Below are 21,919 nucleotides of genomic sequence, written 5' to 3'. Positions count from 1 at the left end.
GGTTATTTCATTGAAAAATGTTCTGCAATTGGGCCTAAGGCTAATGCAGGGAAATAGGATAGGGCGTTAAGTACAAGGATGACAGCAAACGTCATGATGCCGAAGGTGACGGTATCGATCCGTAAAGTTCCGGCAGATTCAGGAACATATTTCTTTTTGCCTAACAGTCCGGCAATCGCCACAGGGCCGATGATCGGCAGAAAGCGCCCGAACAGCAGGACAATACCCGTGCTGACGTTCCAGAAGATGTTATTATCGCCCAGGCCTTCGAAACCAGATCCGTTGTTGGCATTTGCCGATGTATATTCGTAAAGCATTTCAGAAAAACCATGATAGCCCGGATTATTTAACCAGCTTGATGGCTTCACCGCCCAGTCTGCATTGCCATGATGAACGAACATGTAGCTTGACAGTGCGGTACCTGCCATGATCAGGAACGGACTAAGCAGGGTGATGAGCGCAGCTATTTTTACTTCCCGCGCTTCTACTTTATGCCCCAGGAATTCTGGTGTACGGCCTACCATCAACCCAGAGATAAACACGGCAATGATGAGGTAAACCAGGTAGTTGAGTATGCCTACGCCACAACCGCCAAAGAAGCCATTGATCATCATGGCCAGCAGCTGCCATAAACCGCTCAGCGGAACCATGCTATCGTGCATGCCGTTTACTGAACCGGTTGAGGTAACGGTAGTCAGGGTGCTCCAGTAGCCGGTAGCCATTGGGCCAAAGCGAACTTCCTTACCTTCCATAGAACCGGTTGGCTGGCTGATGCCCATTTTAGCGATCATGGGGTTTCCGCTAACTTCGCCAATGATAGTCGGTACCATAAACATCAGCGTACCAACCATCATCACCCCAAAAATGATCCAACCTAATTTTTTACGGTTGATGAAATATCCAAAGGCCAGGATCATGGCTACAGGGATAATGAATTGCGCAATGATCTCCACCATGTTGGTGAGGTAGTTTGGATTCTCCAGCGGGTGGGCAGAGTTTGCACCAAACCATCCGCCGCCGTTAGTGCCCAAGTGTTTAATGGCAATCATGGGTGCTGCTGGGCCGCGCGAAACGTTAACGGTATCGCCCTGAACAGTGATGATCTTATCTTTGCCCGCATAGCTGCTCGGTGTGCCATTGAAGGCCAGTATCAGGGCGATAATTGCAGAAATTGGCAGCAGTAAACGGGTAATAGAACGTACAAAGTACATCCAGAAGTTACCAACATCTGCAGTGGTTTTATCTCTGAAGGCTTTAAATACAGCAATTGCTGCGGCAATACCGGTAGCACAACTGGTGAAGTGCAGAAACATAAAAATAAAGTGCTGTGTAAGGTATGTAGCACCGCTTTCGCCACTGTAGTGCTGAAGGTTACAGTTAACTACAAAGCTGATGATGGTATTGAAAGCCAGATCAGCAGTCATGCCCGGGTTACCATCCGGGTTAAGCGGTAGTTTATCCTGATACAACAGCACAAAAAAGCCATATACCAACCAAAGGATGTTGATGGTCATCATGGCTTTCAAGAACTGTTTCCAGTCCATCGGCTTAGCCGGATTGATGCCCGATAACTTGAAGATTGCGTTTTCTATAGGTTTCAAAAAGTCTGTCCATACTTTTTCGCCGGCAAACGTTTTCGCTAAATATTTGCCAAGCGGAATAGCGATAAGCAAGGTGATAATAAATGAGGCGACAATGCCTAAGAGTTCGGTATTCATTGTGGCAGGGATTAAAATTTTTCGGGTTTTAGCAGTACATAGATCATGTAAATGAATACTGCGATGGAAATGATGAATAGAGCCAACATAGTTTTAAATTTTTTCGAACCAGTCTATTGATTTAAAGATGAGCCAGCAGCCAAGCAGCAAGGCGATAAATAAAATGATAGTGAGCATGATGTTGTATTTTGTAACACCAATGCCAAAACTGGCACCAGTTTTTATATTTTATTTATAAGTAATTGATTTATAGTGATTTGTAATTTTTTTGTTGTGCTTTTGGAAAAGGGGCAATAAAAAAAGCCTTCCAAAATGGAAGGCTTTTTACCGGGATGAAAAGCTTTGTCAGGCGATCTGATATTCTTCGATCTTTCGATACAGTGTAGTTAAACCAATGTTGAGTAACCTGGCTGTTTCTGTTTTATTGCCGTGCGTATAACGCATTACTTTTGCTATGTGTTCTTTTTCCATAGCGGCCATATCAAAGATGGTATTACTTGTAGCAGCATGTGTAAAAAAATCGAACGGCAGCACATGTGTGGTCAGTTTATCCCTGCCTACAATTACTGCCCGCTCTATCAGATTTCGTAGCTCGCGGATGTTGCCCTTCCATTCATGATCTTCCAATGCCTTTAAAAAAGCAGGATCTGTTTCTTTGATGGGATTGTTAAGTTTAGTGGAGAACTCTTTCAGGTAGTGGTTAACTAATATCGGGATGTCGTCTTTTCGCTGGCTTAAAGAGGGCAGGGTGATAGAGAATACCGAAAGCCGGTAAAACAGGTCGGCCCGGAAACGTTCTTTCTCTATCTCTTTATTCAGATCGCGGTTTGTAGCTGCGATGATCCGTACGTTCACAGTCTGCACGCGTGTATCACCCACTTTAATAAATTCGCCGCTTTCCAATACACGCAACAGTTTGGCCTGCAGCTCCAGGTTCATTTCGCCGATCTCGTCCAGGAAGATGGTACCGCCATTGGCTTCTTCAAACAAGCCTTTCTTTTCTTTGACGGCACTGGTAAAGGCGCCTGCCTTATGGCCGAACAATTCGCTTTCTAATAATTCTTTACTGAATGCGCTGCAATTGACGGCTACAAAGTTCTTATGATTCCGCGGACTGTTATAGTGGATAGCCTGGGCGAAAAGTTCTTTCCCCGTACCTGTTTCGCCGAGCAGTAAAACGGTGGTGTTCGTCAACGAAACCTTTTCTGCCAGTTCAATGGCCTGCCTGATAGGTTTTGATTTTCCGAGGATCGACTTAAAGCTGTACCGCTTGATGGCTTTATTCTCTAATTGGTAGAGTTTTAATTGTAATACAGCCTTGTCGTAGGCCTTGTAAAGCAGCGGGAGTAGTTTTTCGTTATCATCACCTTTTGTCAGATAATCAAACGCACCGTTTTTCATGGCCTGAACGCCGTCTGGTATAGTGCCGTATGCCGTAACGCAGATCACTTCTACATAGGGCTTGATTTCCTTAATCCTGGTGACCAGTTCAATGCCTTTGATATCAGGCAGCTTAATATCGGTGATCACCACCAGGATGTCTTCCTGCGATAACACTTTAAGACCGTCTTTAGCCTTGTTTGCCTCAAAAACCTGGAATCCCTCTAAACCAATGATGCGGCCCAGAAGGCCGGCAAGCTTAGTTTCATCGTCTATAATTAACACGCCGTTTTGCATTATTTAGAATTTATGCAATTGGGCTAATAAAGGTAATGCCAATAAATAGACTGTAAGCAGAATACGCCCTGCCCGGCAGCAACGACCTTCGGGGGAGAGACCGAATGAACCGCTGCGGTTATGAAGGCCTACCGAAATGGCAAGGATCTTTTCAAAACGGAAAAAACAGAATGCCTTTCCGCGTTAAAATCATGGCGAAGAGCAAGGTAGTTTTACTCAACCCTGAAGGGGTCCGAAAAGCTTTTGCCGGCCAGGAAAGCCTTCGCTTCGTCCTCCGTCAACAAGCAGTCTTCTAATTCGCTGATTAATTGCGCTTTGTTCAGATCCTGTCCAATAAAAACTAATTCAATTGTACGGTCTGCCCAGTCTTTAACCCATTTGCCTTCGATATAAGCTTTGTTTTCGATATAGTCCGGGTAACGGATCCTTTCTGCATAAGACATACTTGCCCACCAAACACCAGCCCTTTCGAGCCTGCTTGAGCCTCCGGCCTGGGAAAGGTTTAAGGCGTCATCCGGGCGGGAGGCTATCCAGAACATCCCTTTAGAACGGATGATGTTATCCGGAAATTCTTCTTTTAACCAATGCCAGAAACGAATCGGGTGGAAGGGTTTTCTGGCCCTGAATACGATCGACCCGATACCGTACTCTTCCGTTTCGGGTACATGTTCATTTTCCAGTTCTTTTATCCAGCCAGCCGACATGGAAGCCTTTTCAAAGTCGAACAACCCGGTGTTCAATATTTCTTCAGGCGCAACACGGCCAAAGGCCGACCGTATAATTTTAGCATCTGGGTTAAGCCGTTTCATCAGTGCCTCTAACAGGCAGATATCTTTTTCAGGGAGCAGGTCTGTCTTGTTCAGGATAATCACATTGGCAAACTCTATCTGGTCTGTCAATAAGTTGACAATGGTGCGCTGGTCGGCCGTGTCGTCTACAAGGTGACGGTCAAGCAACTTTTCGGCGCTGCCAAAATCTTTGTAAAAATTGTAGCAGTCAACAACAGTCACCATGGTATCTAACTGCGAAAAGCGACTAAGATCTATACCGGCATTATCATCAACAAACGTAAAGGTTTGTGCAACGGGAATGGGTTCTGATACCCCTGTACTTTCTATCAGCAGGTAATCGAAACGGTTTTCCCGGGCCAGTTTTTCTACTTCGATCATTAAATCTTCGCGAAGCGTGCAGCAAATACAGCCATTGCTCATCTCTACGAGTTTTTCTTCCGTTCGCGACAGCGTTTTTTCGTTCGCTACCAATTGCGCGTCGATGTTTACTTCGCTCATATCATTGACGATAACGGCGACACGCATATTTGCTTTGTTATGTAAAACATGGTTGAGCAGGGTGGTTTTACCTGCACCCAAAAAGCCGCTTAATACGGTAACCGGTAGTTTTTTCATTTTGCCAAGATTGTTAAAGCGGCAAACTTAGCTAAAAATTTCATAAATGCAATAATGTTGCATTTATGAAAATGAGCGAAAAATACTTATTGATTATCACTCGTTGTAACACAACGGTTCTAGCTAATCAGGATCGAATCTGGAAAATAGCGTATGACTATAATGGTTAGAAAGCAAACAATAGGATCAATATTTTATCGAAGTATTTATCGAACACTGGTCAACCTAATTATTTATTGTGATGCGTTAAGTCCGGCATTAATATAAGCCTAGGCTTATGTCTTTCGTTAATGTTTACCAAGCTTCCACTGGAGCCCATTATAAAACGTAACTGTTTTAGGAAGAATACGCTGCACCTTCTCGCCATCAGTACTTTGATACTCCCATTCTTCTGTTTCACTTGCACCAGGTGCCAATGTCTGGTTAAAATATCCCGGTAGCCAAATTCCTGTTGCACCATCTACTTTTGCTGGTTTCCCATTTTTTGTGGTCACCATCCATTGTACAGTTGACCCAAAGATTGGCTTTTTTGAGACATTTTTAACAGTAATATAAAAATGCAGGAAACGATCGCCACTTTCTTTGATGACTTTCGTTTTTGCTGTCAATGAAATGGGCGACTTATACAATCCAGTAGTGTCCGGACTAACCCGTACAGGCGGTATTTTATCGCCTTTTTTATATAGCTCTGTGGGCGTAAAATCTAATGAAGGGGAATTAAAAAAGCTACCAGCATTGCTTAAAAGGTCGGGAGTTTGTTTACTTAATGGTGTAAAATATCCGCTAAATACAACTGAATCTCCGTCAGAAAGCTGTTTTTTTGTCTTAGCCATTGCGTCATCATCCATATCGACAGACATGGTAATGGTAGCGGAACGGGTAAAATCAAATCTGGAGGTAGTGGTGTCGGTAGTTTTTGGAACAGGGATATATAACTGCAGCACGCTATGCTCAGAACTTAAACTTTGACCAACGGTATCATTCATAACAACGCCAATCCAGCGATTTGCTTTAAGATCCGTTTGTTTTGATAGCCATTGGTCTATGGCTGTTTTCAGGCTATCTTCTAAAAACTGTTTACGAACGTCACTTAGACTATCTGGTATAAGTGATTTGGCATGTATCAACCGATCCAAAAATCCCTGTTCATCGGGTGGGAGTTTAACTTTAGGCAACGACTGTTTTGTTTTAACTTCGCCGCCGCCGCATGAAAATAAAATTGACAAAAAGAATAACGCAAAGAATAGTTTAACTACTTTCATGAAAGGTTTTGATTAATGGTGTGAAGATAAAACTTAATTCATATTCTTTTTTGAACGCTAAAAATATTCCTTAAGCCAACTATTTTCAACAGACTTTAAATTGGAAATGCATATCAAATAAAAAACCCGCTCTAAATATTTAGAGCGGGTTAGTGCGGAAGAAGGGACTCGAACCCCCACGCCTCGCGGCGCCAGATCCTAAGTCTGGTGCGGCTACCAATTACGCCACTTCCGCAGTTAGGATTTTGAGTTGGCAAAGATAGCCTTATGAACGGTAATTTAAAATCATTTTTTATTTTTTTACCCCTAAACGCTTGTCTATGTTGGTTATCAGGGCATTAAAATAATCAGGTGAATATATTAACCGGCTTCCATACCACGAAAATAGCTCGCCATCTACTATTTCTATCAACGCATCTGGCAATAGTTCTCGAAATTCAGCAATATGTTTCTCTTTAAACGGATAGGGTTCGCTGGAAAGGAAAATAACAGCGGGATTCAGGTTTACAATTTCTTCTGCACTAAGAGCCGGGTAACGGTCTGCAAGAAGCGCGTTTCTAAGACCGCAACGCGCCAACAAATGGTCTATAAAAGTGCCTGTACCAGCAGTCATATAGGGTTTACGCCAGATAAAGTAGAGCACGTCAAGCGGTTTTGAGATGGTCGTCAAATTACTAAACCCAGCTTCTATTCGGCGTATAAGATTTGAAGCAGTTTGTGTAGTACAGGTAAGCTCGCTTATCGCTTGGATCATCTGTAAGCTACCGGACAGATCGTTGATATCGCTCACCCAAACAGGAAATTCCTGCATTAGCTCCTCAATCTGTTCGCGATCGTTCTCTTCTTTATTGGCGATAATTAAATCCGGCTTTAAACTTCTGATCAGGTTTAAATCCAATTGTTTGGTAGCGCCAATAACAGCAGAATTTTGAAGGGCACTTGCAGGATGGCAACAATACTTCGTAACACCAGCTACACGCTCGCCAAGACCAAGATCGAACAATAGTTCTGTTTGAGACGGAACCACTGAAATAATCCGGGAAGGGTACTTATCCAGCACAATTTTGCGCCCTAACTGATCAATAAATGTCAGCTTAGTAGGCATTTTTATCACCGCGCGCGGTGGTCCAAACGGTCAGGAAGATAATTTTCAGATCTAACAGGAAGGACCAGTTTTCGAGATACCAAACGTCAAACTCTACGCGCTGCTCCATCGCCTCTAAAGTTCTGGTTTCGCCCCGCAACCCATTTACCTGCGCCCAACCAGTAACCCCGGGTTTTAGAAAGTGCCGTACCATGTATTTTTCAATCAGCTTAGAGTATTGTTCGGTATGATGCACCATGTGTGGTCTGGGGCCAACAATAGACATATCACCGGCCAGTACGTTAAAGAATTGCGGCAATTCATCCAAATTGGTTTTCCGCATAAAAGCGCCGATCTTGGTAATACGACTATCGTTTTTGGTAGCTTGCTTTTTGTCCGACTCTGCATTTACCCGCATGCTCCGGAATTTGAAGCATTTAAAAGTTTCATTTTCTTTCCCGGAACGCTCCTGAACAAATAAAACAGGTCCTCTTGATTGTATTTTGATAATTATAGCCAGTATAGGAAAAAGCCAGCTTAAAACGAATACGATAATGAACAAAGAAAAAGCAATATCAAAAACACGCTTAATAAAACGGTTAAGCATGCTTTCCAAAGGCTCTGGACGTAAGGATATGATCGGGATATGCCCCAGATTCTGGATTAAAGTAGGCCTGTTGGTATAGCTGTAATATTCCGGAACTATCTTAAAGCGGATCAGGTTCTTATCCGCATCAAGCATCAGCTTCTCTATTGAAGCTGCTTCAGAACTTGGCAAAGCACAAAAGATTTCGTGTACTTCGTTAGCGATTACATAGGCTAAACATTCGTCAGCTTTTCCTAAAAACAACGCTGAGTTATTCACCCTGGAAGGATCATCGTCGAAGAAGCCCAGCATATTATAACCTCTCTCTGAGTTCTGCTCAAAGTAATGGTAAAGATCCATCCCCTGGCGGCCCGCACCCACAATCACTACATTTCTCTTATCCATTAGCAAACGACGGTCGCCTTTCCTGATGCTCAGGAAAATAAGCTTCCATAAACCCAGTAAAAACCCGAATAGGGCAATTGCGCAAAACAGATAAGTGCGGGTGATGAAATAAGCCTTTGTACCAGTTATAATAATAATGGTGAAACAGATCAGCGCTACAAAAATCATGTATGTTTTAAACACACTTTGATACGTGCTGATAGAATCCTTATTCAGAACCTGCTCATAAAGGTTTGAAATATTAGCAGATAAAAGCCATATCAGGTTAAATACCAGTACAACCGGTAAGTAATTTTTATTATCTATCCAAAAAATGTAAGACTTATCTACGATAAGATAGGCAATAACCATACTGATATTGAGTATGATATAATCGATGGTAAGATTAATGGCTTTTATAAACGTAGCGTATCTGTGGATCATGCCCTCAGCAATATTATTAGGGTAGTTTGTTCTTGCTAAATTAATACAAAATTTTGATTAAAAATAGCTGAATTTTAACATAGTTGCATCCAAACTATTTAATCAATAGGCAAAATTAAAAATGCTTTATAAATTAAAAAAAGAGCCACTATGTGGCTCTTTAACAGGTTATTATCATATATAATTTTTTCAATATCATGCTATTGTGCTGCTTTTTTTTAGCGCAGATGCAATCACCTGATGCATGTCATAATATTTATATTCGGCGAGGCGACCGCCAAATATTACCTTGGTTTCTGTATCTGCCAACTGCTGATAGTTTTTCAGCATAGCTGTATTTTTCTCGTCATTAATGGGATAATAAGGCTCTTTACTTTCGTCCCACTCCTGGGGATATTCATAAGTAATCACTGTTTTATCCTGCGTACCAAATTCAAAATGCTTATGCTCTATAATGCGCGTGTAGGGTATTTCGCGCTCGGTATAATTCACAACTGCATTTCCCTGGTAGTTGTCGGTATCAAGGGTTTCATGCTTAAACTCCAGGCTGCGATATTCGAGTTTGCCGAAACGGTAATCATAAAACTGGTCTATTTTTCCGGTGAAAACGATCTGGTCCGCCATAGCATCCCATTCCTCTCGCGATTCAAAATAGTCCACATTTAACCGCACCTCAATGCCTTTCAGCAAGCCTTCTGTTAGTTTATTGTAACCACCGATAGGTATTCCCTGATACTTGTCGTTAAAATAGTTATTATCAAACGTAAACCGCATCGGCAAGCGCTTGATAATAAAAGCAGGCAGATCGCGGCAGTTACGCCCCCACTGCTTTTCAGTATATCCTTTTATTAATTTATAGTAGATATCCGTGCCAACGAGGCTGATAGCCTGCTCTTCCAGATTTTGAGGGTCTTCGATACCTGATTCTTTGATCTGACTTTGAATAATCGCCCTTACTTCTTCCGGCTTACGCACCTTCCATAACTGGTAGAATGTATTCATATTGAATGGAAGGTTATAAAGTTCGTCTTTATAAATTGCCAGCGGGCTGTTGGTATAGCGGTTGAATTCAACAAAGCTATTTACGTAGTCCCATAAACGCTTATCGTTCGTATGAAAAATATGCGCGCCGTAGCGGTGAACATTAATCCCTTCTACCTCATCGCAATAAATGTTGCCGCCAGCGTGGTTACGCTTGTCAATTACCAGACATGTTTTTCCCTTCTTTGTTGCTTCATGCGCGAATACCGCTCCGAACAGACCAGCTCCTACAACCAGATAGTCGTACTTTTTCTCAGCTATCACTTAATTTAAATTAGTTGATCCAACTTGTGTTAGTTCGATTGAAGATTTTCAATCCCGTTGATGTAACGGCAACTATCTAACTGGAATAGCAACTAATTGTTTAGCTCTTTGGGAAATTTATTTACTTAGAAATTAACAATTGAAAATATGGCAATAAAAGAATGGATTTTAGATTAACGATTATAAATTTGATAAACACCTTGGATCGTCCGGGTTTCTGGTGAACCCACTAAAACGGTCGCGATTTTTCTACCGACCATGATCCGTTCAGCTTCATCCAGTAATAATTCCTCTCCTACAATTACCGGATTAACGGTCATCATATCGGGTACTTTCAAAGAAGAAACATCGTTGTTTTTCACCAGCGCACGCCTTAAGTCGCCATCGGTAACAATACCGTGGATATATTCGCCGCTTCCTACGATCACCATTCCTAACCTTCCTTCAGACATTTTCAACAGCAAATCTGTAAATGAAGCTGAAGGATCAATAAACGGCAACTTGTCCCGTCGCATCACGTCTTTTACTTTTAATAATAGTTTCCGGCCCAGGTTTCCGCCCGGGTGAAAGCGTGCGAAATCAGAAGGTGTAAAATCCCGTGCTTCCATCAGCGCCACCGCCAGTGCATCGCCCATCACTAAAGTGGCTGTAGTAGATGAAGTTGGCGCTAATTCCAACGGGCAAGCTTCTTTTAAAACAGGAACGTGTAAATGATATAAACTATTTTTAGCAAGCGTTGAATTTGAATTACCTGTAATACTGATAATCAGATTTTTATTCCAGTTTAAGAAAGGAATGATTTTCAAAACTTCGTCTGTTTCTCCAGAATAAGAAACCAGGATCACGGCATCATGAGGCTCCACCATTCCCAAGTCGCCATGGAACGCCTCTCCGGGGTGGAGAAAGAAACTTGGTGTACCGGTACTGGCCAGCGTAGCGGCAATTTTACGGCCTATCAAACCCGACTTACCTACACCCGATACAATTACCTTGCCCTTGATGGCTAAAATAGCGTTTACGGCCCGGGTAAACTGATCGTCTAAGGACGCGGCAACGTGTTTTAAGGTATCAATTTCTATATCGAATACTTTTTTTGCCGTCTCGGTCATCATCAATAATCTATTAAAGGTCTGATAACGTTCTCCAGTTCGTGCAGCTTCACCATGTTTGGGCCATCGCTCATGGCATGGTCCGGATCGGGATGCGTTTCCATAAAATAGCCGCTTGCGCCGAAAGCCTTAGCCGCCAAAGCCATCATGGGCACAAACGTTCGGTCGCCGCCAGTCTTTCCGCCGGCACCACCCGGTCTTTGTACGGAGTGGGTGCAGTCCATACACACCGGGTAACCGAAAGCCTTCATATCATAAATATTGCGGAAGTCGACAGCAAGGTTATTGTAACCATACATATTCCCCCGTTCTGTTAAGATGATCTGACTGTTTCCGCTTTCTGCTACCTTTTGCGGTGGATACTGCATATCCTGGCCTGATAAAAATTGTGCCTTCTTGATGTTTACAATCTTTCCTGTTTTTGCCGCAGCAACAAGCAGATCTGTCTGACGACATAAAAATGCCGGAATTTGCAGGATGTCTGCTACCTCTGCAACCGGGGCAGCCTGATAGCTTTCATGAATATCGGTAGTTACAGGTAGGCCAAATTGCTCTTTAACTTTTAGCAGCATCTGCATTCCCTTTTCTAAACCCGGGCCACGATAGGCGCTTACAGACGTACGGTTGGCCTTATCAAAAGAAGATTTGAAAACAACAGGTACCTTGTATTTTTGCCCTATTTCGGCCACCTTTTCCGCTACGGTAAATAGCAGATCCTGGTTTTCCATCACGCACGGACCGAGTATAAAGAATGGCTTATCCAGCAATTGATTGAATAACATAACTAAAATTTAACGTAACAAAGATGAAAAATTTAAAGCACGTTTACGTAAATTAATAAGCTGGCTTAAAGGAAGGCTTTGCCATGGGGTATATAATATGGATAAACTGTTGGCGAGAGCCTTTTAGACTTCTTTACAGTTCTTTTTTCACGCCTGGCAGAACAATGCCGGACTTTTTACTTTAAGTAGATAGGGCGAATCTGCATAATGCCAAACTTACTTGTAGATTTGCCTTTATTGAAGAATAATCATGATCAATTACTTCGAATTTTATAACATACCCGAATCTTTTACCATAGATGAAGTTGCACTGAAAAAGCAGTTTTATGCGCTGAGTAAGGAATATCACCCCGACTTCTACGCGAATGAAGGAGAAGAACGCCAGCAAGAAATATTGGAACTTTCGACGATTAATAATAAGGCTTACCAAACCCTCGCTGACCCTAATAAACGTTTGGCTTACATTCTGAAGCAACATAATTTACTGGAAGAAGGTGCCAAACCGCAGTTACCTGCAGACTTCCTGATGGAGATGATGGACCTGAATGAGCGCCTGATGGAGGTGGATGATGCCGAACAACTGGCAGGTATACGCGGTGAAGTTTTAATTTTTGAAAATGATTTGAACAGCGCACTGGAAAAGCTTACGGCTGATTATCAGGAGTTAAACGACACGGCAAAAGAAAGCCGCTTAAACCAGATTGCAGATATTTACTACAGACAAAAATATTTGTTGCGGATTAAGGAGAGTTTAGATACATTTGCGTCCCGGTTCTAAGAACAACAATGCCCAGATGGCGGAATCGGTAGACGCGTTGGTCTCAAACACCAATGGCTGCAAGGCCGTGCCGGTTCGACCCCGGCTCTGGGTACTACAAGGGGTTGCTCACACGTAATAGTAAGAGTAACCCCTTTAATTTGCCTCCTAAAGGCCTTTTTAAATCGCGCTACCTACATCCTGAGTTTTTTCACTCCGACATTGCTCCGACATCAAAACAGTATGACCGTAAATGACGATACATCCGAAAGTTTGATTGCGGAACGAATGAACAGAACTTTAAAAGCGGAGTTTGATGGGCTAACTTCTTAAAACAATAATCATATAAGTACTACGAAACGTCCGCCTATTGTTAAATTATTTCGTGGTATCAGATCCGGATAATAAAAAAGTATTTCAACCTATAAGCCGGTTTTGCTATGATCTGAATTTTACATTATCTATATTAAGGAGCATTTTGTCAAACCGCTGTTATATGAATAAACTTACTACTCGAAAGCTCTTACAAAGGATATTGGGGGCGTTTTTAGTACTGTTTCTATATGTACAAGTAAACGCACAATCCTATACATTTAAGCCTAAAGATCCACAGTTATACCAGACGATTGCCCGCATGGACAGCCTGATGTTCGATGCCTTCAACCGACGCGATTTACGAGCGTTGCAAGACTTTTTTGCCAATAACGTCGAGTTCTACAATGACGGGGGCGGCCTGACCACCTACGAGCAAACCATGCGCAATTTTAAAACGCTTTTCGAATCTAATACAACATCCGGTTTGCACCGCGAACTGGTACCCGGCAGCTTAGAAGTTTACCCCATGCCCGGCTTTGGGGCTATCGAGGTGGGGATACACCGCTTTATTCATACAGAAAATGGTAAGGAAGAGGTAGGGGTACAAAAGTTTATACACGTGTGGCAATTGAGTAATGGAAAATGGCAGGCTACACGCGTGATCAGCCTCGGCCATTAATGCTCATTATGCCCAGGACTGAAGAATCTTCTGCCTATTGTAATTAATGGACGGTAAAGCCATAGACAATCGCAGATGTGTATAAACGCTATTTCTTATCTCTATGCCTGCAATAAAAACAAAAAGATGAAATATGTAACTTAGAAAGTTTATAATCTTAAATTTCGTGCTACAGAATTTGCCCCTAATGCTGAAAAAATACTTGCCGCTCTTTTTAATTATTGCCATAGCGGGCACCCCTGAGTTATCGTCCGCCCAAAACCATCTTGTTAAATCAGATCTGAAACAAAAGCTTGAAAAAGCGAAACAGAACTACATTCACGGAAATTATCCGGAAGCTATACAAGGTGCTTTATTCGTACTTCAATCAGCGTCTAAGAATAATGAAATAGAAATATCGGCAGATGCAGAAAACTTAATCGGGTTAGTAGACCTTACCCAGGGGCAAACCGCTGAAGCGCTTTTCTACTTCAATAAAGCAAAAGCAACCAATCAAGAATTAGGTAATCAAAATCACATATCGGCCAACCTGATTAATATCAGCATGGCACATACGGATCTGAAGCAACTTGATAGTGCAATCTATTACCTCAAGCAATCACTACAAATAAGCCGGTTACAGCATTTCGACGATCTTTTTGCGATGGGAAACAATCATTTAGCCGATTTATACCTGCGCAAAGGATATGATACCACTGCAGAAACTATTTTCAAAAGTGTGATCAATAACAAAAAGTATCAAAACAATTGGGAGAATAGTTTTGCCTATACCGGCCTGGCAAAGATTCGGTTTAAGCAACATCAGTATAAGATTGCGGCAACCTATGCAGACTTAGCCTATCAATTAGCGGTTTTGGCACACGCCAAATGGGATGCTGCGCAGTCACTTCAGCTTTCACACCAGGCGTATAGCATTCTTGGTAATTACAAAACCGCTTACCAACGTTTGCTGACTTACAAAGAAATAAGTGATAGCCTGTTCAATGCAGGTAAAGACAAGCAGATCAATAAACTGGAACTATTGTCAAAGACAGCAGAAAACAGGAATTTGCGTAATTCGGTGCTGTTGCTAAGCCAGCAAAAAAAGATAGACCGCCTGATTGCCATAAGTGCGGCCCTGATATTGCTCACGGTTGTTTTGCTTACTTTTCTGATCTATAAACGGGTAAAACATAAAAATCAGCTTTTGGTAAAAGATATTGATGCCAGGGCAGCACAAAACGCTATTATCGAAGCGACTAATTTAAAACTTCAACACCTTAACGGCGAAAAAGACCGTTTGCTTTCTATCATCAGCCATGATCTCAGAAGCCCTTTTGCGGCCTTACAAGGTACGCTGATGTTGTTTAAGGGAAACGATCTATCCCCCCAGGAACTGTCGGGACTTATTGAAGAACTATCGGCTCAGGTTGGTAAAACTTCTTTTATGCTGGATAGCTTGCTTACCTGGGCTGCTAATCAACTTGGTGGCGTTTCCACTAATCCAATAGCAATCAATCTTCCGGATAAAGTTGATAAAGTGATTAGTTTCTTTCATGCAACCGCTAAGGCGAAAGGCATCAGAATGATACACCAACTTAAAGAGTTGCCGCTTGTTCGGGCGGATGCTGATCAGTTGAGGATCATGGTGCAGAATTTACTATCAAACGCTTTAAAGTTTACCCCGGCCGGCGGGGAAATAACCGTTCACTACACCCTTCAATGCGAAAGTGTGGTATTGAATATTACAGACACCGGTGTTGGCATTTCTGCAGATGTCCTTGAAAATATTTTGAAAGGTAACGAGGATCATGTGTCTACTTACGGTACTGCTAATGAAAAAGGGATTGGCCTGGGCCTGCAACTGGTCAGGGATTTTGCCGTTAAAAACAACCTCATATTATCCGGATCGTCTGACCCTGGAAAAGGAACCACGTTTTCCTTAACATTTAATAAAGCCGAACTATGTGCCGCTAATTCCTGAAATGGTAGTGTTTGAAGAAATCTCAGCAATTAGTCTGGAATTCTGAAGTTTCCGTTCCTTTTTCGACACGCCGTCAAGATCAAAGTAACTGCTGCTGTACGGCAACCATCACCAATTCTGCAATATTTTTTACCCCAAACTTTTGTATCAGATTTTTGCGATGCGTATCTACTGTCAGCGGACTAAGAAAAAGCTCCTGGGCGATGACCTGACTGGTTTTACCGGACGCAATGAGCGCAAGTATCTCTTTTTCGCGACGCGTAAGGCGCGGAGTTTCCTGTACGCCATTTTTAGTAGGTCTGCTGATAATTTCCATCACCTCTCTGCTGTAACAGATGCGGCCTTCAATCGCTTCAGCAATACAATGCCGTAACTCGTTTATCGAACTGTTCTTAAGCAGGTATCCGCTCGCACCGTTTTGTATAGCCTGCATGATGATGCTTCTTTCGGTGTGGTTGCTCAGTATCAGAATCTTTGTAGAAAGCGATATTTCCTTCACTTTATGGCATAACTCAATACCATTTATATCCGGCAGAGTGATGTCTAAAAGAATAAGGTCTAACTGATGACCGGCCAGATAGCTCAAAAGTGGTTCTCCGCTGCAAAATCCTGCCACAATCTTTAGGTTTGTTTCGTTCGAAAGTAAGGCCTTCAATCCTTCAATCACAATTGGGTGATCATCGACAATGGCTGTCATCAGTTCAGACATCGGCGTTAGTATTAAGTTCGATATTAATGGTGGTACCCTCATTGATTACGGAACGCAGCTCAAATTTTCCGTTGAGGTAACTAACGCGGTTCTTCAGGTTATCCAGTCCCATCCCTTTTCGGTTTTCCAAAACACTGGTATCAAAGCCGGTGCCGTCGTCCTCTACGGTGATGAAGAATACCGAGTCATTTTGGCTGCATTGCACGAGTATATTTTTCGCCCTGGCATGTTTAATGGCGTTGGACAGCAGCTCTTGTACAATCCGGTAGATGTTGAGCTGTATGCTGATCGCAATATTCTTTTCGATTTGAAAGGACTGAAAATCAATATGCAGGCCGTCGCGCATGTAAAATTCGCTTAGGTCCTTAAGCGCTACTTCCAACCCAAACTTTAGCAATGTTTCTGGCAAAAGGTTACGGGCAATACGCCTTAATTCTGTTACAGAGGTGTCCAGTTGTCCAATGATGCGAAACAGGTCCTTGTCTTGCACAAATTTGTCTTTTGCACTTGTCAATCCGGAAAGGCCGATCTTCACGCCTGCCAGCATACCGCCCAAGCCATCGTGCAGGTCGCGCGCTACCCGTTCCCTTTCATTCTCCTCGCCATCCAGCATGGCTTTCGCAATCCTCAACTGTTGCTTCTGTTCCAGTTCGAGCAATTGCTGCCGGTAGTTGATCTCTTTTTGAATGGATAGTTTATGACTGTTCCGGGCATTCAGGATCACCATGGCCAGGATAACCAGTAGCGCTAAGCACCCCAATCCCAACAGCCAGTTAAATAGTTTTTCGTTTTTTGCGCTCAGTTCGGCCTGCTTATTTTTGTCCTGTAGCTGGATGATTTTTTTCTGGTTCTCTGCAGAGCGGTATTTGGTTTCCAGTTCGTTTATTTTAAACTCCATCTGCTTGTTATGCATGCTGTCTGTTAACTGCAGGTGTTTGTTTTGCCATTCATAGGCATCACGGTAGTTACCGGTCAGTTTATTGGTTTTAGCCAATTCGCCATAAAGCATGGCGCGGTCGTTTTCGCTGGTTAACAGCGTGCCATCTTTCATGATACCATGCAATATATTCAGCGCTTGCGGATACTTTTTTAACCGGACCAAAGCATCATACTTACGAAACAAAAAGCCCTGAAGCATTTGCTTTTGGTTATACCGCTTTGCAAGCGCAATCCCTTTATCTGCGCTCGCAATTGCCTGGGTATATGATTCTATAGTAGTGAAATATAAAGCCTCGTTATAATAGTAAAGTGTGTAGTTGAGCGAACCCGGAAATGGCTTGATTAATTCTGCCGCTTTTGCAAGTAAAATTTTTGCCTCAGCAGGTTTATTGGAATAACAGCTGATACTGACGCCATTCAGATACGCGAATAGCAGGTTGGTTGATCCGTTAACGTTTTTCTCAAGCAATGCTATTGCTTTGTTATTGTAGTCGGCAGCTTTGGCAAACTGGTAGTTATTCATCAGGATGGTAGAAAGCTGCGTGTAGAAATGGGCAATCATAATCTTGTCGCCTGATTTTTCAGCATAGGGTAGCACCTTCTCCATGGTAATGCGGGTAATAAACTCGTAACCTTTGTCGCGGTTCATTAACGCATAATTGTACCATGCCGCAGCCTGCTTGCTATAAGCTTCAGGTGTATGAAATGCGGCTAACGCTTTTTGTGCTTTGGTAAAAGCCGCAGACGCTTTACCGGTATCCCAGTTGAAATAATATTGCCCTTCGTAAAAATAGGATAAGGCGCGAAGGTAAGGCGATGTCCCCGCCAGTTGTTTGCCTTTTAACCAGAATGCCTTGCTTTTAGTGGTGTCTTTAAACTTCCAGTACTCTACCAGCATAAAACTGGCCAATGCCCTGGCGCTATCTGTATTTCCACGCTTTAGCACATTCTCTAAACTATCAACATGTCTTTTTTCATTTAGCGGAATTTGTTGTTGTGCTTGCGCGCCTAAGGCTAAAAGGGAGAATAAAAAGATCAATATTTTTTTCATGAAGGCACATCAGGTTGGCTTCAAATATCGCCTAATAAGTTAAAAAACGTAATCAATAGCTAAAAAATACCTAAATGTTGGTAGCTAAAAAGCCTCTGTTTCGGGGATGTTATCAAAGCTGTTGGCAAAGTAGTTTTGCAGTCTATCTATTATTAATTCAAATTAACTATGAAAAAGATCATGATTATTTGCGCAGGCCTGCTGTTTTCTGGTACTACGCTTACCAAAGCCCAGGCAATCCTTGACAAGATGGACAGAGCGGCTGACAAAGCTGACCACGCCGGCCGAACAGCCGACCGCACCAAAAGTACCGGTGATAAAATACTGAGTTTCTTTGGAAAGAAGAAAGACGGCACATCAACCGAGAAGACCACAGTTAAACTTTCTGGTGTTAGCTTCTCTACGCTTAAAGCTATTAATGATAAGCTGCAATCTGCAAAAGGTATTGAAAGCACTAAAATGAAGTATGGTGCTTCCGGCTCATCTATCGTTTTACAACACGCAGGGTCTACTTCTGATATTCTGAAGGTGTTGCAGAAAGCCGCTCCTGATGTTTTTGCTGAAAAAAATATCGACGGTATGGATGACGGTGAAATATCTGTCAAATTAAATTGATTGTAACCTAAACTATTATTTATCCGATAGCTGTCCGGGTGATGTACAGTCGCCCGGACAGCTGTTATTTCCAAATACCTATATGAAAAATATAATAGTTAAACAGCGCGTGCTCTTCATTATCCTGTCACTGTTCGTTTTCGGTAATTTTTCCGCCTGTAAGAAAAGCAGTGGTGATGCTACCGGTGGGCGGGATACCTATCTCTCCTGCAAGATCAACGGAACGCTGCACGAATTCAATTATCACGTTAACGCTAATGATAAACCTGCTACCGATACCGTACATTTTGTAGTGATCGGCGGTTGGGAAAAGCAGGACATGGTCACCGGTTTTGGCATTGATATGCAAATAGACAAAGGTGCCAGGGAGGCCACCTATGTTTCCAACAGCGCAAGCGGGTTGTTGCTTTCAGGCAAGTATTACATCCAGAACATGAAAGACGGAAAGATCATCAGTACGACAGTGTTTAACGGCGGCGACCTGGACGGCAGCAACTTTACCATGACTATTACCAGTTTGACGAAATGGGGCGTGAAAGGCACGTTTTCTGGAAAACTGAGGTTATTGGGCGGAGACGAGTCTGTTACCGTAACCGACGGTAAATTCTCTGCACCATACAATTGAATTTAGTTTACTTATCAGAATCAAGAAAAATGAAAAAATACGTTAAGATCATAACGCTACTGGTTGTTTTCAGTAGTTTCCTATTGGTTAATAGAGCGGGAGCGCAGGATAAAGCTTTTAAAGAGGATTTTTCCAGTTACCAGTTGGGCGCTTCACCAGCCAGTATAAAGACAAATGGGGCTGCCATTGTTGCACATCCGGCAGGGCAGGAGGGTAAATGGCTGATGGTGAAAAATCAAGCTACCTATAAGATTAACCGTATAACGCCATTTCCCGCAAATTTTACCTTAGAATTTGATGTGCTTGCAGTAGCAGAGCAGATAAAGGATATTTCAACGGTTTGCTTTGGCTTTGTAAAAGATAATGCGGTGAGGGGGCACCTGAGTAATGCGGGCGCTTTTGTACAGCTACACTATAGTGACGGTGATGCAGTTAATATCGGTAATTACGAACTAAAAAAAGAAACGGGCACTACATTCGACCTCGCATCAACCACAAATACGCCGCTGCATATAAAGCTGGTTGTATCGGGAACAAATATGGCGGTGTATGTGGGTGATACCAAACTGGCCGATACCGTACTTTTCACGCCAAGAGCTGCCAAATACTTTTACTTCAGCGGACCGTGGGAATACGCTAATGGTGCTAAACTGTACATCAGCAATTTTAAAACTACGCTATAGTTATCCCACGAAGTACTTCATACGACCCCGCGCTATCTACAGATAGGGCGGGTTTTTTATTATTGTCAATAGCATACTTTTAGATGGATGTCGCGGATTAGTTACCCGAAAAGGGTAAATGGGGTGCTATCCTATCGGCCTAAGAAATTAATTACCAGTTGCTCCCATTCTTCATCAAGCGTAGCAGTTGCGTGAGGTTTTCCGGCTTTGCGGTACCAGTAACCGGCATTCCATGAATCACCTTCTTTACGGTGCAGGTAAGCGTGTACCCAGGCCGCATCCGCATCCTGCAATTGATCAACTAAGGCGTGAGCACGGTGCCAGTCCCCTTTAGCATCGTACCAGAGACTCCGTAGCGGTGCTGCCCAGGATGCGTCAGGTGTAGGACCGGTAAGGGTTGCTTTAAAATCGGTTAATGCTTTCATCAGTTAGTAAAAATTTTAAAAAGAGCTAGGCGTAATGTTCAGCAAATTTAATGTTTGGAAAGCTAGCTATACGACTTAATATTTTATACACTCGATTTAGCGAAACGCTCGGGATATTAAAACAATAAGGTGAGATGATTAATCAGAATTAAAGCTAGTGGTACTTTGTGGTAGAAAGGTAATTTTTGTTAAGCCCTTCTATCATAGTGGATTATTTAAGAAATGATTATATTAGAATACTTAAACCACATTCACATGAAAAGACTTATCACCTGTAGCGATGGCACCTGGGATAAACCTGGGGACAAAGGCCAAAATGGCCAACCATTGGATTCTAATGTTTGTCTGTTATTCAATGCGATAAAGTCGATAGCAGATGACGGAACACCGCAGTTAAAGGTTTACGATACCGGCGTTGGCACCGGTTATAGCTGGCGGGATAAATTACTGGGTGGCATTACCGGCCTTGGGATCGATAAGAAGATTAAAGATATCTATACTTTTCTGGTGATGACCTATGAGCCGGGTGATGAGATTTATTTATTTGGCTTTAGCCGCGGTGCCTATACTGCAAGAAGTCTGGCGGGCCTGATCCGTAACACAGGAATTCTGAAGCCTGATTTTATACATCTTGTCGATAAAGCGTATGATCTGTATCGGGACCGGAATGAATACACCGCACCTGATAGCGATCTGATGCGTGCTTTCCGCCAGAACTACAGTTACGAAGATATCACGCGTATTAAATTTATCGGCGTTTGGGATACAGTCGGCGCGCTGGGTATTCCGCTGCCTGCCTGGAAGCTTTACAATAGGGAACGTTACAAGTTTCACGATGTTACGCTTAGCAGTACGGTTGATTATGCTTATCAAGCTTTGGCGGTTGACGAACGGCGCAAACCCTTCAATGCCTCTATATGGCAAGCGAGTTCCAACGCTGTTGATGGTAAACAGACATTGGAAATGGAACAACGCTGGTTTGCGGGTGTACACTGTAACGTAGGTGGCGGTTACGAGGACAGGGGGCTGAGTAACGAAACGTTAAAATGGTTAACAGATAATGCGAAGCTTCGTGGTTTAGAACTGGAAGACGTTAAACTGGAGCCTTATACCCCAAATCATTTGGGCGTTAAACGGAATTCTTTTACTTTGCCGTTCTGGTTCACCGGCCGGATCTGGCGCAATATTGAACATCCCGAAGATGGACCTCAGATCATAGATGATTCTGTTTTCAAACGGTTGGCTGCCGATCCGTCCTATCGTCCAAAAAACTTAAAGAAATATTTCCCAAAGCCGTAATATTTAACAAGGAACTATAACAGATCCTGAAATAGACGTGATAACCCGTCTGCATAAGGTGTACGTTTAATTAGAATACTGCGTAGAAATGTACTGTGTACA

20 protein-coding genes and 2 tRNA genes are annotated in these 21,919 nt (G+C 42.7%); 8 read left to right on the top strand and 14 right to left on the bottom strand.

Features of this window, described 5'->3' with window-relative positions; all coding sequences use genetic code 11:
• Positions 1-2: 2 nt before the first annotated feature.
• The 11 genes from kdpA to kdsA form a co-directional block, all read right to left on the bottom strand.
• Positions 3-1,718: a potassium-transporting ATPase subunit KdpA gene (kdpA, locus tag MUY27_RS08695; RefSeq protein WP_245129615.1), complete on the bottom strand. Its 1,716-nt coding sequence runs from the start codon at positions 1,716-1,718 to the stop codon at positions 3-5.
• An 11-nt stretch (positions 1,719-1,729) separates the two neighbouring features.
• Positions 1,730-1,807: a K(+)-transporting ATPase subunit F gene (gene kdpF, locus MUY27_RS20705; protein ID WP_158828607.1), complete on the bottom strand. Its 78-nt coding sequence runs from the start codon at positions 1,805-1,807 to the stop codon at positions 1,730-1,732.
• Between the two features lie 256 nt (positions 1,808-2,063).
• A complete protein-coding gene (locus MUY27_RS08690) occupies positions 2,064-3,395 on the bottom strand; it encodes a sigma-54-dependent transcriptional regulator (RefSeq protein WP_245129614.1) in 1,332 nt (443 codons plus the stop codon).
• Between the two features lie 212 nt (positions 3,396-3,607).
• Positions 3,608-4,801: a GTP-binding protein gene (locus MUY27_RS08685; protein ID WP_245129613.1), complete on the bottom strand. Its 1,194-nt coding sequence runs from the start codon at positions 4,799-4,801 to the stop codon at positions 3,608-3,610.
• Positions 4,802-5,088: 287 nt separating this feature from the next.
• Positions 5,089-6,063, bottom strand: coding sequence for a hypothetical protein (locus MUY27_RS08680; RefSeq protein WP_245129612.1), 975 nt, complete (start codon positions 6,061-6,063; stop codon positions 5,089-5,091).
• Positions 6,064-6,216: 153 nt separating this feature from the next.
• A tRNA-Leu gene (locus MUY27_RS08675) sits at positions 6,217-6,298 on the bottom strand.
• A 57-nt stretch (positions 6,299-6,355) separates the two neighbouring features.
• A complete protein-coding gene (locus tag MUY27_RS08670) occupies positions 6,356-7,168 on the bottom strand; it encodes a helical backbone metal receptor (protein ID WP_245129611.1) in 813 nt (270 codons plus the stop codon).
• Positions 7,158-8,561: an undecaprenyl-phosphate glucose phosphotransferase gene (locus MUY27_RS08665; RefSeq protein ID WP_245129610.1), complete on the bottom strand. Its 1,404-nt coding sequence runs from the start codon at positions 8,559-8,561 to the stop codon at positions 7,158-7,160. Before MUY27_RS08665 ends, MUY27_RS08670 begins: the two co-directional genes overlap by 11 nt.
• Before the next feature lie 195 nt (positions 8,562-8,756).
• Positions 8,757-9,866 carry a UDP-galactopyranose mutase gene (gene glf, locus MUY27_RS08660; protein ID WP_245129609.1) on the bottom strand — a complete coding sequence of 370 codons (1,110 nt, stop codon included), beginning with the start codon at positions 9,864-9,866 and terminating at the stop codon, positions 8,757-8,759.
• A gap of 173 nt (positions 9,867-10,039) precedes the next feature.
• A complete protein-coding gene (locus MUY27_RS08655; RefSeq protein ID WP_245129608.1) occupies positions 10,040-10,978 on the bottom strand; it encodes a KpsF/GutQ family sugar-phosphate isomerase in 939 nt (312 codons plus the stop codon).
• The gene (gene kdsA, locus MUY27_RS08650; RefSeq protein WP_245129607.1) at positions 10,978-11,757 is read right to left on the bottom strand and encodes a 3-deoxy-8-phosphooctulonate synthase; all 780 of its coding nucleotides are present in this window, start codon (positions 11,755-11,757) and stop codon (positions 10,978-10,980) included. Before kdsA ends, MUY27_RS08655 begins: the two co-directional genes overlap by 1 nt.
• Before the next feature lie 250 nt (positions 11,758-12,007).
• Here kdsA and hscB point away from each other — a divergent pair, with 250 nt between their 5' ends.
• The 4 genes from hscB to MUY27_RS08630 all read left to right on the top strand — a co-directional run bounded on the left by hscB (position 12,008) and on the right by MUY27_RS08630 (position 15,471).
• Positions 12,008-12,535 carry a Fe-S protein assembly co-chaperone HscB gene (hscB, locus tag MUY27_RS08645; protein ID WP_245129606.1) on the top strand — a complete coding sequence of 176 codons (528 nt, stop codon included), beginning with the start codon at positions 12,008-12,010 and terminating at the stop codon, positions 12,533-12,535.
• Between the two features lie 10 nt (positions 12,536-12,545).
• Positions 12,546-12,629: transfer RNA gene (locus MUY27_RS08640), tRNA-Leu, on the top strand.
• 381 nt (positions 12,630-13,010) lie between these two features.
• Positions 13,011-13,508: a nuclear transport factor 2 family protein gene (locus MUY27_RS08635; RefSeq protein WP_245129605.1), complete on the top strand. Its 498-nt coding sequence runs from the start codon at positions 13,011-13,013 to the stop codon at positions 13,506-13,508.
• Positions 13,509-13,695: 187 nt separating this feature from the next.
• Positions 13,696-15,471 carry a tetratricopeptide repeat-containing sensor histidine kinase gene (locus MUY27_RS08630; RefSeq protein WP_245129604.1) on the top strand — a complete coding sequence of 592 codons (1,776 nt, stop codon included), beginning with the start codon at positions 13,696-13,698 and terminating at the stop codon, positions 15,469-15,471.
• 79 nt (positions 15,472-15,550) lie between these two features.
• Here the strand turns inward: MUY27_RS08630 and MUY27_RS08625 are convergent, their stop codons facing one another.
• Entirely contained in the window at positions 15,551-16,180 is a 630-nt protein-coding gene (locus MUY27_RS08625) for a response regulator (protein ID WP_245129603.1), read from the bottom strand.
• On the bottom strand, positions 16,173-18,170 hold the full coding sequence (locus MUY27_RS08620) for a sensor histidine kinase (protein ID WP_245129602.1): 1,998 nt from the start codon (positions 18,168-18,170) through the stop codon (positions 16,173-16,175). Before MUY27_RS08620 ends, MUY27_RS08625 begins: the two co-directional genes overlap by 8 nt.
• A gap of 168 nt (positions 18,171-18,338) precedes the next feature.
• On the opposite strand from MUY27_RS08620, the gene MUY27_RS08615 reads away from it, so the two are divergent.
• The 3 genes from MUY27_RS08615 (at position 18,339) to MUY27_RS08605 (ending at position 20,093) form a co-directional block, all read left to right on the top strand.
• Positions 18,339-18,785, top strand: coding sequence for a hypothetical protein (locus MUY27_RS08615; protein WP_245129601.1), 447 nt, complete (start codon positions 18,339-18,341; stop codon positions 18,783-18,785).
• An 82-nt stretch (positions 18,786-18,867) separates the two neighbouring features.
• The gene (locus tag MUY27_RS08610; RefSeq protein WP_245129600.1) at positions 18,868-19,410 is read left to right on the top strand and encodes a hypothetical protein; all 543 of its coding nucleotides are present in this window, start codon (positions 18,868-18,870) and stop codon (positions 19,408-19,410) included.
• A 29-nt stretch (positions 19,411-19,439) separates the two neighbouring features.
• Entirely contained in the window at positions 19,440-20,093 is a 654-nt protein-coding gene (locus MUY27_RS08605; RefSeq protein ID WP_245129599.1) for a hypothetical protein, read from the top strand.
• 131 nt (positions 20,094-20,224) lie between these two features.
• Here the strand turns inward: MUY27_RS08605 and MUY27_RS08600 are convergent, their stop codons facing one another.
• Positions 20,225-20,518, bottom strand: a complete 294-nt coding sequence (locus MUY27_RS08600; RefSeq protein WP_245129598.1) for a hypothetical protein — start codon at positions 20,516-20,518, stop codon at positions 20,225-20,227.
• 255 nt (positions 20,519-20,773) lie between these two features.
• Here MUY27_RS08600 and MUY27_RS08595 point away from each other — a divergent pair, with 255 nt between their 5' ends.
• Complete coding sequence (locus MUY27_RS08595; protein WP_245129597.1) at positions 20,774-21,817, top strand: DUF2235 domain-containing protein; 1,044 nt, start codon at positions 20,774-20,776, stop codon at positions 21,815-21,817.
• The last annotated feature ends 102 nt before the right edge of the window (positions 21,818-21,919 follow it).

This window comes from Mucilaginibacter straminoryzae (genome assembly GCF_022953055.1).
Taxonomy (GTDB): Bacteria; Bacteroidota; Bacteroidia; order Sphingobacteriales; family Sphingobacteriaceae; genus Mucilaginibacter; species Mucilaginibacter straminoryzae.
This window is presented reverse-complemented; position numbering and strand designations above follow the sequence as displayed.